Source organism: Microcoleus pseudofavosus SVA1_A4 (genome assembly GCF_036700565.1).
Classification (GTDB): Bacteria; Cyanobacteriota; Cyanobacteriia; order Cyanobacteriales; family Microcoleaceae; genus Microcoleus.
This window is the reverse complement of record NZ_JAUBPE010000004.1, coordinates 52133-67487: the sequence shown is the minus strand read 5'-3', so window position 1 is coordinate 67487 and position 15355 is coordinate 52133. Positions and strand designations below refer to the sequence as shown.

The window sequence follows — 15355 nt, the reverse complement described above, 5'->3', positions numbered from 1 at the left end:
TAAATTAGTTACGGCTAAATAGATGAAAAAAAACTATCTAATTATTGCCTTTATTGTTTTTGTATTAATTACAAGTTTTGGTGTTTTAACTTACGCTCAAACTTCTGGCGATCGGGCTTTTGAATTTGCCTTGATTGGCGATTTGCCCTACAGTGCGGAACAGGAAGCAAAATTTCCAAGTTTGATTGCAGATATCAATAGATCGCCCGCAGCGTTTGTCGTCCACGACGGCGACATTAAAAACGGTTCCAGTGTCTGCGATGATGCAACTTTTCTCAGCCGCAAGCAGTTATTTGACAATTTTGAGATACCGTTTATTCTAGTTTATGGTGACAATGAATGGACGGATTGCCACCGTTCAAATAACGGCAGTTACGATCCAGTAGAAAGACTTGCTAAACTGCGAGAAATCTTCAGCCCGGGTAATCAAAGTTTGGGAAAGCGCACCTTAACTCTCACCCGTCAAAGCGAAAACCCGCAGTTTGCTAAATACCGCGAAAATGTCCGCTGGATTTATCATGGCATTGTATTTTTTGCGATTAATATGCCGGGAAGCAACAACAATTTGGGCCGCACTCCCGAAGCAGATGCAGAATATGCCGATCGCAATTCAGCTAACTTAGCCTGGATCGAAGAATGTTTTGCTTTAGCCAAACGCAGCAACAGCAAAGGAATTGTGTTAGTTGCACAGGCAAATCCGGGATTTGAACTCGATCCGACCGACAAAAGAAGAAGTGGCTACAACGATTTTATCGCAACTCTGGAAACAGAAACAGGCAATTTCCCAGGGCAGGTTGTATTCGTCCACGGCGATACTCACTATTTCCGCATCGATAAACCTTTACCCTATTTTACCGATGAAACTCAATTACCGAGAATGAAAAATTTTACTAGAGTTGAAACTTTTGGTTCTCCCAACGTGCATTGGTTGCGGGCTTTTTATGACCCTAAAAATCCTAATTTGTTTGAATTTAAACAGCAAATAGTTCCGCAAAATTAGGCGAGGCAACACAAATTTTATGCAAAATAGATATTTTTTGCATTACACTGAAGATAGGTAGAATTGAGGAATTTATTTATGACAATCGCAACTGAGCGCATGACCCTTGAAGAATTTCTGAAACTGCCAGAAACCAAACCTGCCAGCGAATACATTGAGGGGGAGATTATCCAAAAACCTATGCCGAAAACAAAGCACAGCCTATTGCAATTAAGAACCTGCAACGAAATTAATCAGGTGACGCAAACTCCCAAGATAGCTTATGCTTTTCCAGAGTTGCGGTGTACCTTTGGCGGTCGATCGATTGTTCCAGATATTGCGGTACTATTGTGGGAACAAATTGAATTTGATGAGAGCGGTGAACCGTTGGATGATGTGCTAATTGCACCGTATTGGGCGATCGAAATTCTCTCGCCACAACAAAGCTCAAATCGCGTAACTAAAAAAATCATTCACTGTCTGCAACATAATTGTCAGTTGGGGTGGCTAATCGATCCAGACGATCGATCAATTTTAGCGTTTTTGCCCAACCAACAACCGCAATTCTGCGAAGGTAGCGATGTCCTTCCAGTTCCCGAAATGATTCCTCTGAATATCACCGCCGAACAGGTGTTTAGCTGGTTGAGAATGCAACAATGAATCAGGGCGATCGTCTTTTTTTACATCACATCCGGTTTTAAATCTCCTTTTTTTTAAAGTCTCGCGTTGCGCGAACGCAAGGCAAGTGTAGTTGCGGTTTCAACCGCCGAACGATCGTAGGGGCGGGTTTCACCGATAATAATTGTCAATAATCGACAATATAGTAAACCCGCCCCCACCCAACGGTAAATCCCCATATAGGTTTTTCTCCTGCGATCGAAATCAAGGTTCATGTAGGTTATTGGTGGTGTGGGGGCGGGTTTATATAGATTGTTTGTACTCGTTATATATTGTCTGTAAAACCCGCCCCTACGAAATTCCCTATTGCCGCCACCTGTCAAATTGGTCTTCGGAACAGCCATTAATAAATTGATTGTTCACCCAACCGTCAAGGATTGTAAAAGTTTCATTAGGAGGATTACCCGAAAATCTGGCCGCAATTTTCACCCAATTACCTTGTCTGCTGACAGCCCTAACTCCGTCTCCCCTTTTCAATTTAGCAACAACCGGGTACTTATTGCCTGGGCCTTTGCGAATGTTAACAGCGCCGCCTTCACCTGTAATAAACGAGCATTGAGTTTGCTTTTTTAAAGCTTCTGCTTTTGCGGGAGCAAGGCTTTGCTGCTTGCCGAAAACAGGAAAGCTGTAAAGTGAGAAGCTAAAACTTGCAACGACGGCTGCAATAAAAAAGGCTTTTGATTGAGTAAAAATTAGCATTATTTCATTTCCTGGGATTGACCGAACTGAAGTCCTGACTAGGATTTTTTTGAGAAGGACTTCAGCCCTTACTACTAACTGTTATTTCACAGAGGCGAACCATTCGGTAACACCTTGGGCGATCGCCTCGGCTAATTTCTTCTGTTCTGTCGGATTCACAATCCATTCAATCTCTTCGGGATTGATCAGAAATCCCAATTCCATTAAAACAGATGGAGCAACGGCAGGACGGGTCATGGCTAAGTTGTTCCAGAATACACCATAGCTCGGACGGTTCAACTTGGCAACTAAATAATTGTGCAAAAACATTGCCAAACTGTGCGCTTGCGGGTGAAACCAGAAAGCGCCGACACCTTTAGTCTTAATGGCATCGCCGTTATCCGGCAAAGCATTGTAGTGAATTGAAATTGCGATCGCAGGTTCTTCTTTTTGAATCATTTCCACCCTCGGCGGCAAATCCAAATCGACATCTTCTACTCGCGTCATTACCACATTCGCGCCCCGATTTACCAATTCCTGTTGCACCAATTTCGACACTGTTAAAGCTACTGTTTTTTCCCTAATTCCCACTGGACTCACCGCACCTCCATCCTCCGGCCCGCCGTGTCCCGGATCGATGAGAATCTTAATTCCCGATAAGGGTTTTGCTTGCGAATTCGGCATCATGCTTGTATTCGCCGGCGGGTGTTTTAAAGACAGCACTAAAGTTGTGCCGTCGTATCTCAGCTTATAGCCCCACTGCTGGGCAGATTTGAGATTAAAAGTGTATTGTACTTGCAGCGGCGAGATTTGTTGCCATACCAAACGTGAAATTACAGGGTCATCAGAGACGCGAATAATGTCAGTTTGAGCGGTAGTATTGTACAGCGTTAAAGTGAAGGTGCGTTCTCCTTCTTGCACGGTGACTGGGACGGGTGTTTCTAAGGGGAATAAGACCTCTGTCCAGCCGGAAACTTGACGCGAGCTGGCGCTGCGAATAATCGATCGCGGAGGCACTGAATCCTGGACAATTCGGACTTCCGAGGCTTTAATCCAAGCACCGTAATCGAGTCTGAGCCATTCTCCCTCGCGCCCGATAATTGTTGCTCGCGTTCCCTTGGGCAGCGGTGTCATTCGAGAAAAATCTGTACTCGCCCCGGTTCTGGCTACACCAGGATCTGCTGTTACTTCGGCTATTTCTAAGTCGGCAGGAGAAAGAATAGAAATCTTGCCAGTACCTTGTTGGCTGATAGTTTGATCGTTCATTGTTAGCTCAAATACAGGCACTCCTAAATCAACTTTTTCAGCCTTCGGTAGGGAAGAGTTAGACTCATTGCTCCCCCTTGCCAAGGGAGCATTAGACTCATTGCCCCCCCTTAGCAAGGGGGGGTTGGGGGGGGTTTTACCGCAGCCTTGATACTGTTCGCTGCCGCCTTTTTTAATCGGGGAGTTTTCACCTAACAGTACAGATTTGTTGTCGGGTAGTTCGACTTGCGATCGCGCTTTTAAAGGAATAGTAATGCCCGCCAATTTTACCGAAACTTGAGCATTCGCAGGTGCGATCGCCCCAAAGCAAATATATTCCCCCGGCAAACTCGCCACATCGACTTTCGGCGTCAGGGAATCTTTAGCAAAAACCAATCCTACAGGGGCTTCCGGCTGATTCGACTCGCGCGTCACCTTAATTTTGACTTCCTGATTTTCGTAACGCAAGGTAAAGAGATTTTCGCCGAGTTGCAGCGGAAAAGTCGGGGCGAAATGCCCGGATGCGGTGCGCGAAATTTGGTTGCCATTTACTAACACTTGTCCCGGTGCGGGCGCTGTACCGATTAAAAAGATGCGATCTGATGTAGTTTTGTGGTTGGCGGGAGGATAAGCGAGAAACAAAGGTTGAGCGGCGACAGCTACAGAGGCGATCGCCATTATCAGCCCAAACACAACTAATCCTAAAAATTTTCTCATTCTAAATCGCAACTAATTGAGAGTCTGTTGATTATTTATACTAGAACTTACCCTAAGAAACCGGATTTCTGAGGATTAGTCGTAAGTCTTATTTACTAGACAGAGCCCATTTTATCAGGTTTGTAGTTGCAATTGAGCGATCGGCCATATAAATTCCCGCGTAAAACCATTAAGTTTTAATTAATTCAGAGGGCGTTCTCCACAGTTGCTCCAAGCGATTCGCCGGCATCGTCAAATACAAAACATCCCCCGTACTCAAAGAAAAATTCAGTAAATCCCAGCCGTGAATAGTTTGACAATTAGTTTCCACATACAGAGGCACAAAATCAGCAGACTTAGCAGCATCTTGAATGCGGTGGCCGCAGAAAGGATGTTTTGGCGTAATCAAAGTGCCCAAGCAAACCCATAGACTGTCAGCAGTCATTCCGTTGCCCAAAATTCTGCCTCCAATCGCCGCCGCCGCGAAAGCAGGAGCCGCCAATTCCGTCGGGTTCAAAACTCCTTCAAACTCAAAAACTTGCTGCACCATCAAAGCAAAATGTGGGTCTTGATTGCGGACAATAACTGATAGTTTGGGCGCTAATCCTTTAGCGCTCAAGGCAATTTCGACATTAGACATATCGCTGCTAGTTACCGCCAAAAGTGCTGCCGCTTGCTTAACATTAGCAGCTTCCAAAGTTGCGGGCAAACTGGCACTTCCCTGAATTACCGGAATTTTCATTGAGCGAGCCGTGCTCAGAAACCGGCAGTTCGGGTCTTGCTCGATCGCCACAATATCGTAACCGTTAGTGTGCAGTTCTTTAGCAATTTGGATACCGATTCCTCCGAGCCCGCAAATAATGTAATGATTGCGCTGCGGAACTCGCGCCACATCCCAATATTCGGTAAAGCGAGTTCCCAATACATAATCGTTGAGCAGTGCGTAGCAGATGCCGATGATGCCTGCTCCAACTAACATCATGACAATTGTAAATAGTTTAATGCTTTCGGGAGCTTGTTCGGCAACTTTTTCATGGCCTCCGGCTCCGGTAATCATCCCTACTGAAAAATAGAGAGAATCGACAATTGAGATATTATCGTCAACACAAATATAGGTAGCAGTAGCAACTACAATCATTGACAGCAGCGTCAGTACAACAATTACTGCTGCTTGGCTGTGCTGCTGAAATCGGCGCAGGTTAGTTAAGGTTTTGAGCAGTTTTTGAGTTAAAGTTTTTTGGGGGCTACGCACAGTTGGCTGAGTGGCAACAATTAGCCGATCGCCCTGCTGACACTGCCGATCGGCAAGCACCGCCGATACTAAATCAGTTTTGTTAGCAGCCGGGAGATAATAAATCAACATTCGCGATCGATCCTCCCACAAATCGCTCAGTTTGCGATTTTTCCAAGGATGTGTTTCATCGATATATTCTTCGTGAATCGGCCAAGTGCGATCGAACAAACGCAACTGTCCGATCGCCTGATTTCCGAGAGCCGCAAAGGCAAAAACCGGAGCCGCCAATGATGAAACGCTCATGGAAGTGTGATCGGGCAAAGTGTGGTCAATTCTGTCGCCCAAGCTAGTATTGAACAATCTGTTGATGATGCGAATCTGAGGATTGAGAATCCTCGCTTGCATCAAAATTGCCAAATTCACAGCATCATCGTCTGCTGCAATTACTAAAGTGTGAGCGTTTTGAATGCCAGCCGCCAACAAGGTAGAAGCTGCTTGCAAATTGCCGACAACCACATCAGAGGTTTCGCCGCGAATTGGGCGATCGCTAATACCAACAACAATAGCTCCTTGCTGTCTCAACAAACAAAAAATCTTGTGTCCCGTGTGCCCCAACCCGCAAACAATGATTCGAGGTTTCATAAAAAGTTATTTGCCAGCCAATTTCGGAGCTGTCCTTGTAGTTTTACTTACCATTGTTGACTCTCCTGGCTTTGCAGAATGTAGCTAAAAAGACTATCTAGGAAACTTGTGCCGCCGTGGCCTCGAAGTTTTGGAACAAGGAAAGGACAGTGCCGTGTCTCTACAGCCGCGTTCCCAAGTTTTGAAACAAGGACACAGCAGTGCGCTGTACCTACAGATATGAGGTGCAAGAACCTAATATTAATCTTTGAAAAATATCCGGGTGCGACAGCCAACCAGCAGAATCTGAATAGGTAGGGACACGACACTGCCCTGTCCCTACAACTATGACCTCCTAGATAAATTTAGCTGCCTTAGCGGCAGGAGTTATTATGAAATTGAGTGTACCCTTATTAGCATCCGCTTTAGTTTTCGCCGGTACTGTCGCCTTTGCAAGCCAAGTGCAAGCAGCTCCAGCCAACAACTCTTTGAATAACACTAAAACAACATTTCAGTGCGTTACTTCCGGTCGCAATTTTGTCACAATTGCGCGGCGCGGAAATGTCACGACAGACCCGATGATTCTGTGGAAATCTACCGAGTTCGGCCGCGAATATACACCTTGGCAGCGCTGTCAAATTGTTTCCAATAGATTGACCAAAGCTGTTGCCGAGAGTGGCGGAAGATTGAGCAACTTGCAGTTAACAACAGGAATTGTTAATAACTTGCCCGTAGTTTGTTACGTGAACGGACGGGGGCGCTGCAACTCTCAAAATCTGCTGTTCACCCTAGACAAGCGAAATGCTAAAAATCCCGGTGAAGCTTTAACGAGATTGATTAATTTTGCCCAAGACGGCAGCGGGCCAGTTACAACGTTCAGAACAGGAACTCAATCATCTGCACCGCAGTTTGTTCCCTTTGGAGATATGGTCGATCGAGCTTTTAATTCTCCAAACAATAAACCGTCAGTTCCTGTAGCAAAACCGCAGGGCGATCGGGGTATTTAATAGTCGCGCCTCTAATATCGTTCCCGGTTGCATTCAGATATAGAGGACACGGCAGTGCCGTGTCCCTACCGCGATTAATGGTAGGGACACGGCAGTGCCGTGTCCTGGCTGTGGGTAATATTAATTCCAATGCTTGCACCTGACAAATTTTGAAACTATTGTGGGGAGTAGGGGTTGGGCTTCTAGCCCGCCCCTAAATATTTATATTAAAAACACTACACTGTCACCCCTTCAATCTTCTCATCTGTTAGCTCGTACAACTCGCGCAACTGCTGCAACTTATCCGCATCCGGCAGCCAAAAACCACGCCCGTTAGCCTCCAACATTCGCCCTACAATATTGCGAAAAGCTTCAGGATTTGCCTCCCGCAACTTCTGCGCCATCTCTTCATCCAAAGCATAAGTATCAGCGGCCTGATCGTAAACCCAACCATCAGTAAAATCAGCCGTTCCGCCCCAACCAATTAACGCCGTCATCCGCTGCGAAATTTCATAAGCCCCGCCCGAACCTTGATTTGCCATCGCGTTAGCCCACTTAGGATTTAGCAACTTAGTTCGATATTCCAAGCGCAGCAAATCTTCTAAATTGCGCGGAGTTGTATCCTGAGAAAAACTTTCTACAAAACTCGTGTTAACCTTTTTGCCGCGCTGCTTTTCTGCGGCTTTCTTCAAACCGCCAGTATTCGCATAATACTCTTGAATATCAGTCAAACCGTATTCAACAGAATCAATTTCTTGAATTATGCGATCGCACCCTTGCAACAACTGAGTCAAAACCTCCGGCCTCGCCTCCCCCTTATCCTTTCTCCCGTAACTAAAAACATTGCGGCTTTCCCAAGTTTTCCCCAACTCATCCCCCGATTCCCAACTGCCATCAACAACCCTATCGTTAACCAAAGAACCAAAATCCCCAGCCGGATTAGAAAACAACCTTGCCGAATAATTCTGCACACCTTTTGCCTGCAAAATTAAAGCGTGTTTGCGAATAAAATTATCCGATTCCGGTTCATCAGCATCCGCCGCCCGCACGAACAAATCATCCAACAATTCAATAATATTCACAAAGCTATCTCGAAAAATCCCCGAAAGATTTCCCAACACATCAATCCGGGGATGACCGACATCAGCTAACGGTTTTAATTCATAGCGAACAATGCGGCCAGTCCCTTCTTTAAGAGGTTCAGCCCCCACCAATTCGAGAAGAATTCCAATAGATTCACCGCGAGTCTTAATCGCATCCAAACCCCACAGCATCACCGCCACAGTCTCAGGATAATTCCCATGTTCCTCAACGTGCTTCTCAATAATTTTCCGAGCAATTTCGCGCCCCCTTTCATAAGCAGCGGGAGAAGGCATCCGATAAGGATCTAAAGCGTGAATATTCCTGCCAGTTGGCAACACCCCAGCCCCATCCCGCAACAAATCGCCACCCGGTGCAGGCAGAATATATTCCCCATTCAAACCCCGCAAAAGATTAGTCAACTCATCCGTCGTTTGCAACAACAAATCCCGCACCAACAAACCCTCCTCAAAAACTCCACCAAACCCCTCTTTCTCTTCCTCTCTGCGCCCTCTGTGCCTCTGCGGTTCATTTTCTTCAAAAACCAGTTCTTGCACCTGTTTCTGTGATAACCTATCCCCAAAATAAGCCTCAAGATAAGAGGTCATTTCCTCAGAACTAGGCGGTTCCCCGAGAACGTGCAAACCCGAAGAAAACAAGCGACATTCCACCACCTGCAAATACTCATAAAGCTTCACCAGATAGCGATTAAAAGCATCAGGACTGAACATTCCCACAGTTTCAAAACTAAAAGCCATACCCAACTTGCGAGCCTCATCAAACGGACAATCCGCCTCCAAACCGCTATCTAAAACTTTCTTGCAAATAGCCTCTTTCAGCACATAATTTTTTGCAGTATCTTCTCGATATTCCGCAATCAAATCCCGCAAAGCCATCAATTCCTTGTACAAGCCAGCGCGGCCGTAGGGTGGCACGTTGTGAGAAATCAAAACACCGTAACCGCGCCGTTTTGCCAACATCGATTCCGAGGGATTATTGGCAGCATAGATATAAAGATTCGGCAAACTTCCCAACAGAATATCCGACCAAGAATAGCCAGTATTTCCCAGAGGAGATCCCGGCAACCATTCCACAGTGCCGTGCATTCCGAAGTGAACCACAGCATCAGCTTGATAATCATTTTGCAGCCACTTGTAAAAAGCAGCGTATTGAGGGTGAGGTGTCAAATCGCGATCGAACATTAAGCGCATCGGATCGCCAGAAATTCCCAGCGGCGGCTGCAAACCTATCCAAACATTCCCCAGTTGAATGCCACCGATTTGGAACTCGTCGCCGTCTGTCTTAATGCCCGTACCAGTTAAAGATTTCCACTGTTTTTCTATCCGACTTGTTAACAGATAGCCCAGCCATTTTTCTAAAGTTTTGACATTAACAGTCTCTTTTGTGGTACGGGCATCTTGCCCGTCAAAAGCAGTTTCATCCGCCTCTTTCACCATGCGAATTAACTCCTCACCGTCAGCCGGAATTTCTCCAAGTGTATAACCTGCTGCTTGAAGTTTGTGCAGGAAATTTAGCAGCGATTTCGGTACATTTAATAAAGCAGCCGTACCAGCCGCACCGTAACCGGGAGGAAACCCGTAGAGAATAATCGCAATTTTCCTTTCAGATGGCGGAGTTTGCCGCAGTTTCACCCAATTGTTAATTCTACTTGTCAGGCGTTTCGCGCGATCGGGCACCAGATAAATATCCTCACCCACCAAACCGCCCAGGGGAACAGGATCGATCGCGCCATCCAACTCAGGCAAAGCATACAATACCACACTTTGCAAACCCCCAATCCCCTGACGAGTCCAAGAATGGATATCCTGAATCAGCAGAGGTGCGGACACAAAATAAGGTACATTTTTAGCAGTTAAAATGCGCTTAGCAACTTCCACCTGCCTTCCACCCTCCATCGAACCAGCAGGCCCGCCAACCAAAGGAAAGCCAATAGTAGAAACAATCGCATCAACTTCCACAGCATCTTTAGAAAGCGAAAGAGTTTCAATATTGCCTTGTTTTCGCCGCGCAGTTTCATCAGCAGTCGTCATCCAATCCCGCACCGCTACATGGCCCTCAACACCATTGATAAAAATCGGCAAAGGGACAATTCCCGCAGCTTCAAAATAGCGAATTAATTGAGGAATATAAGGCTGCTTGGTGATAACGTGTTTGCGGTAAAGCAAAATTCCCACAACGGGTTTTTTATCATTTTGTCTGGAGATTCTCTGGTGCGTCGCTGGGAGATTTTCGAGTTGATTCGCAGATTCTTCATAGCGACGCACCCTACGAGATATATTTGTTGGATGACTTAAATACCAATCCCAATATTGCCGAGGCGATTCAAAATAACCGTTATAATCTGGATGCAACAAACCCATATTAGGAGTTTCCACAGGCGGCGGAATTTCTGCAACTTTCAGACCCAAATACTTTTCGGCAATAATCCAAAACATCGAGACAACATTATCCGCACCGCCCGCATTCCAGTAACCGTAAATAATCAGCCAGTTGCGTAAATCTTGCACTTTTTGCACCGGCACGTATTTCAATAACTTCGGCCCAACCTTCAAAAAACTGATATAACCAGCCAGCTTATCTTCTTCTCGCCCGTTGCTGAACTTATCCAGAATAAACTTAACAGGTTTCGGCATTCCCTTCGGCTTGTCGCCAATTTTAAAAGCGCCGATTTGAGTAAGACTCATCAATTCCAAAGCCGACTCAAAAACCAGGCGAATCGGGATATGTTGCACCCTTTCTCGCAGCCACATTACCGCATCGTAATCAAACAGCAAACTCCCGAAAAACACATCAGCATTCGAGAGGGCGGCTGCTACGGCATCGGGCTCATCTACAAGGGCGCGATCGCTAAAAACCCGCACTTCCAATCCCTGACAGCCAGAAACAGCCAACTCAGCCGCTTTGCGGTACAACTCAGCATTGAAAGATTCAAACCCTGCAATTAAGACAATGCGTTTCACAGCCCAACCTCGAAATATTTGCTTCTTTTAATGATAGACTAATTGCAGAAAATCACAGGCAAGATGCCTGTGGCACTTACAGACAGAACAAAAAAGATAATTTTCTGCTTTCTCTTACTTCGCGCCTTCGCGGTTCATTAAATATGTCTTATTAAAGTAAGAACCGATTAAAACAATCAAACCAATCCAAACACAGCAATATTTACAACAGTGAATCGAATTCCTCCCGCAATAGTTATCTTAGGTCAAAACAGCCTGCCGATCGCCAAAAAAATCTCCGCACATTTCCCCGGTTCCCAGATTTACGGTTTAATCGATCGCACTTTCGACACAGACATCAACTTTAGCAACTTCGGCGAAACATTGCGGGAATTATTTGCAACAGAAACCCCAATTATCGCCATCTGCGCCGCCGGAATAATCATCCGCACCCTCGCCCCGCTGCTGTCAAACAAACGCGCCGAACCGCCAGTTTTAGCCGTCGCAGAAGACGGAAGCGCCGTCGTACCGCTGCTGGGCGGTTTGCACGGCGTTAATGATTTGGCCAGAGAGATTGCAGCAGCCCTGGGCGTACAACCTGCAATTACCACAACCGGAGATATTCGGTTTCGCACCGCGTTGCTGAGTCCTCCCCAAGGCTATTATTTGGCGAATCCAGAGGACGCGAAAACTTTTATTTCAAATTTGCTCGCCGGGGCAAAAGTACGCCTAGAAGGTGCTGCAAGCTGGCTTTCCGAGAGCAATTTGCCGTTAGCGCAGCCCTCGGAGAGGATCGCCCCCGATGCAAAATTGACTATCCGCGTCACCGAAAAAGCAATTGTGCCAACGCCCGATTGTTTAGTTTACCATCCGCAAATTGTGGCAGTTGCACTCACAAAGCTATCGAATATTGAGCCAGAAATAGCCCTGTCTTGCGTGCAGGAATTACTGGCAAACACAAATTTAGCTGCCGCTGCAATTGCTGGATTTTTTGCCTTAAAAGATGAGATGGGAAACCCGGCAATTGAAGCAGTTTCACAATATTTTAAAGTCCCCGTCCGTTTTTTCAATCAATCGGAACTTGTCGAATTTAACTCTATTGAATTCATCGAAAATCAGGCCGCACAAATTGCCCTGACAGCAGCCGGTGCAAACAGTCAGTTAATCGAATACGATCGCCCAAACGCACTGAATTGCGCGATCGCCCTAGCCGCCGAACCTATAGATGCTAGCGCGATCGGAGTTAGCCGCGGCAAACTGGCGATCGTCGGTACCGGCCCAGGCGGCGCGTCCTGGATGTCGCCGGAAGTTAAAGAAATCCTGCGCGAAGCCACGGATTGGGTGGGTTACAAGTTCTATCTCGACTTAGCCGGAACCCTGCGGGAAGGACAACAGCGGCACGATTCCGACAACCGCGAAGAGATCGATCGCGCCCGTTTTGCCCTAGATTTAGCAGCATCCGGCAAATCTGTCGCCGTGGTTTCGTCAGGAGATCCGGGGATTTTTGCGATGGCGGCGGCGGTGTTTGAGGCGATCGACTTTGATGCCAAACCCGAATGGCAGGGCATAGATATTCGGGTAGCACCGGGCATTTCAGCCATGCAGGCAGCCGCTGCTGCGATCGGAGCACCCCTCGGACACGATTTTTGCGCGATTTCGCTTTCGGATATTCTCAAGCCTTGGGAGGTCATAGAACAGCGGATTTCCGCCGCTGCGATCGCAGATTTTGCGATCGCATTTTACAATCCAGTATCCACACAACGGAAGTGGCAATTGGGAAGGGCGATCGAGATTTTGTTGCAAAGTCGCGATGCTAAAACCCCCGTCGTACTGGGGCGAAACCTCGGCCGGCCAGGCCAATCCGTGCGCGTTTGCACCCTCGGCGAATTCCAGCCGCAAGATGCCGACATGAGAACTTTAGTGATTGTCGGTTCGAGTCAAACTCGGATTATTCCCCGCAAATATGGAGATGTTTGGGTTTACACGCCGCGCAGGTACGAAAAATAAGTAAAGCAGCAAAAACTTAGGAAACAAGATATAAACGGAGGACACGGCAGTGCCGTGTCCCTACCACGATCAATTGTAGGGACACGGCAGTGCCGTGTCCTCTATATCATTCCGGTGCAGCCGGAATTGATATGACTAATTGACTTTGACAATAAAATATTTTGAGATCTCGGCTTCCTGAAGCCGAGATTTTCTTGCTGATATCGATCGAATTTAGATATCGATTCAACCGTACTAAGGATTTCAGCTTCATTTTTGGAGATATCTAATTTACATCTCAGAAAACAAACTAAATTTATATAGCAAGAGTAAAGTCAAGGGCGATCGATGTCGGCTAAATTCCTTAATCTTGCAGTAACCTTACGGTAAAAAAAAGAGCGCCTTCACCAGGATGAGTCTTCTCTATCTGTAGATATACCGAAAAAAGATTTTTTTTGATAGCATACCTTTAAATCAAGGTTAAGGGAAGGGTTAAGAGAAGATGAAATTCCAAATTCCTCTAACTCCAGGAGCTGTAACCCAGTTTCTGCTGCGAGTGGTGACCTGTCTAGCTGTACTCTCTTTCTTAAGTCAGATGAGTCTGTACTTCTTGCCGGATTACCCGTCTAGAGACTACTTTGCAAAGGCATTCAACGTTGATGCCGAGCGGAACATTCCAACCTTATACTCATTTTTGGCATTGCTGTTTAGTTCTCTCTTGCTCGGTGCGATCGCTTATGCGAAAAATTTGGATAGTTGTCGCTACAAGCAGCACTGGAAAATTTTATCATTCATATTTTTATATCTATCTTTAGACGAAATTGGTCAATTGCACGAAAAGTTTATTGACCCGATGCGAAGCCTGCTAAATGCCACAGGATTTCTTTACTTTACTTGGATTGTGCCCTTCGGTTTTCTAGTAGCGATATTTCTATTATCCTACAGTAAGTTTCTGTTGCACCTTCCTGTATCTACAAGAAAATTGTTTGTTGCAGCAAGCGCTCTTTATATTGGAGGAGCAATCGGGATGGAAATTCCAGGGGGATACCTCGCTTCTACAACGGGGAAGGAGAATGCATCCTACGCGATCGTAACGACGATTGAAGAGTTGTTAGAAATGCTGGGTATCGTTGTATTTATCCACGCCTTGATGTCATATGTCAAGACATATTTAGGCGGGATAAGTTGGAATATTTACATACAAGGAAAAAATACACAGCCTACCGAGTATCAAAATACCGGCATAGCTGCCATTAGCGAACCAGCAAACAGAAAGCTATGAAGGTAAATCACTTGAAACCGGGTTTGATGGACGATAAAAATACTGCACTTAGGTCTTTAATCGCAATAAAAAACCCGGTTTATGTGGTTCTGCACTCTTCGGCGCACCCAATGACTAATATGTAGGCTGCTTGCTGCACTAAACGATTAATTAGGCGTGGAACAGCTTAGTTCACAGATGACATTCTCACCTTTACCAGAAAATCGCTAAGAACAACCTTTGCATTAGGATTTGATGGCAAATGACTTGTAAAACTTGCCTCTTCTAATATATTAATTAGCCGATCACGCTCTTGCTGATAAAATTCTATATCTGTATCTTCCAGCACAGATTTTTCCTCCCCAGCCAGCTTGCGATCGATCAAATCAGGAATATAAGACAATTGGAATTTCTCGTTAAGTTTCACCAAATTCGCCTCGACTTCCCCCGTTTGCATCAAGTGAATCCCAGCCAGCAACACCCGGTAAACGTACAGCAGCGGCTTAACCCGACGCGGGCGTTCTTTCTCAAACAGTTTCCATTGAGTTTTAGCAAAACCGAGATAGTGGTGGCTGTGGTGCTTGGTAATGCAGTGAGAGGCGATATTTTTTAATTCGTCGTGTTCCTTTGTAGTGTAAACTATGAGCGGCGAATACAGTTGTTCTAGCACGTAGCCGTTGCGTTTCAACAGCAACTCAAAAAATTTCTTGATGTCGTGAGTTACTAAATCTAGTTCCATTCCCTCCCGAACTTCAGAAACTTCGATTGTTTCTTCTCCAGAAATCAGTCCAATTACTTTCGGTAGCGGCAAAATGTGTACTCCCCGCAAGTCAAAGTCAGAATCTGCGGAAGGAAACCCGTATAAGTGCGAACCGCTGACAGTCGCAAACAGCAGCGGATAAGGTCGAACGGAGATAATTTGGGCTAAATCGGAAATGTATTCTGTCATTT

General features: G+C 46.0%; 10 protein-coding genes. 5 read left to right on the top strand and 5 right to left on the bottom strand.

Features of this window, described 5'->3' with window-relative positions; translation table 11 throughout:
- The first annotated feature begins 22 nt into the window (after positions 1-22).
- Positions 23-1000, top strand: coding sequence for a hypothetical protein (locus QUA02_RS02930; protein ID WP_333025189.1), 978 nt, complete (start codon positions 23-25; stop codon positions 998-1000).
- Positions 1001-1078: 78 nt separating this feature from the next.
- Positions 1079-1639 (top strand): Uma2 family endonuclease, encoded by a 561-nt coding sequence (locus QUA02_RS02925; protein WP_333025187.1) that lies wholly within the window; start codon positions 1079-1081, stop codon positions 1637-1639.
- Between the two features lie 321 nt (positions 1640-1960).
- Here QUA02_RS02925 and QUA02_RS02920 read toward each other — a convergent pair whose 3' ends face one another.
- From QUA02_RS02920 to QUA02_RS02910, 3 genes are all read right to left on the bottom strand, one after another.
- A complete protein-coding gene (locus QUA02_RS02920) occupies positions 1961-2356 on the bottom strand; it encodes an SH3 domain-containing protein (protein ID WP_190739334.1) in 396 nt (131 codons plus the stop codon).
- 81 nt (positions 2357-2437) lie between these two features.
- Positions 2438-4297, bottom strand: a complete 1860-nt coding sequence (locus tag QUA02_RS02915) for an N-acetylmuramoyl-L-alanine amidase family protein (RefSeq protein WP_333025186.1) — start codon at positions 4295-4297, stop codon at positions 2438-2440.
- A 169-nt stretch (positions 4298-4466) separates the two neighbouring features.
- Entirely contained in the window at positions 4467-6152 is a 1686-nt protein-coding gene (locus QUA02_RS02910) for a potassium channel family protein (protein ID WP_333025184.1), read from the bottom strand.
- 371 nt (positions 6153-6523) lie between these two features.
- On the opposite strand from QUA02_RS02910, the gene QUA02_RS02905 reads away from it, so the two are divergent.
- Positions 6524-7138, top strand: a complete 615-nt coding sequence (locus QUA02_RS02905) for a COP23 domain-containing protein (RefSeq protein WP_333025183.1) — start codon at positions 6524-6526, stop codon at positions 7136-7138.
- A gap of 215 nt (positions 7139-7353) precedes the next feature.
- Here the strand turns inward: QUA02_RS02905 and bchH are convergent, their stop codons facing one another.
- A complete protein-coding gene (gene bchH / locus QUA02_RS02900) occupies positions 7354-11178 on the bottom strand; it encodes a magnesium chelatase subunit H (RefSeq protein ID WP_333025181.1) in 3825 nt (1274 codons plus the stop codon).
- A gap of 210 nt (positions 11179-11388) precedes the next feature.
- Here bchH and cobJ point away from each other — a divergent pair, with 210 nt between their 5' ends.
- Both cobJ and QUA02_RS02890 read left to right on the top strand, forming a co-directional pair.
- Positions 11389-13164 carry a precorrin-3B C(17)-methyltransferase gene (gene cobJ, locus QUA02_RS02895; protein WP_333025179.1) on the top strand — a complete coding sequence of 592 codons (1776 nt, stop codon included), beginning with the start codon at positions 11389-11391 and terminating at the stop codon, positions 13162-13164.
- Between the two features lie 481 nt (positions 13165-13645).
- Positions 13646-14425 carry a DUF8692 domain-containing protein gene (locus QUA02_RS02890; RefSeq protein WP_333025178.1) on the top strand — a complete coding sequence of 260 codons (780 nt, stop codon included), beginning with the start codon at positions 13646-13648 and terminating at the stop codon, positions 14423-14425.
- A gap of 166 nt (positions 14426-14591) precedes the next feature.
- Here the strand turns inward: QUA02_RS02890 and QUA02_RS02885 are convergent, their stop codons facing one another.
- On the bottom strand, positions 14592-15353 hold the full coding sequence (locus QUA02_RS02885; protein WP_333025177.1) for a nucleotidyltransferase domain-containing protein: 762 nt from the start codon (positions 15351-15353) through the stop codon (positions 14592-14594).
- Positions 15354-15355: the final 2 nt, after the last annotated feature.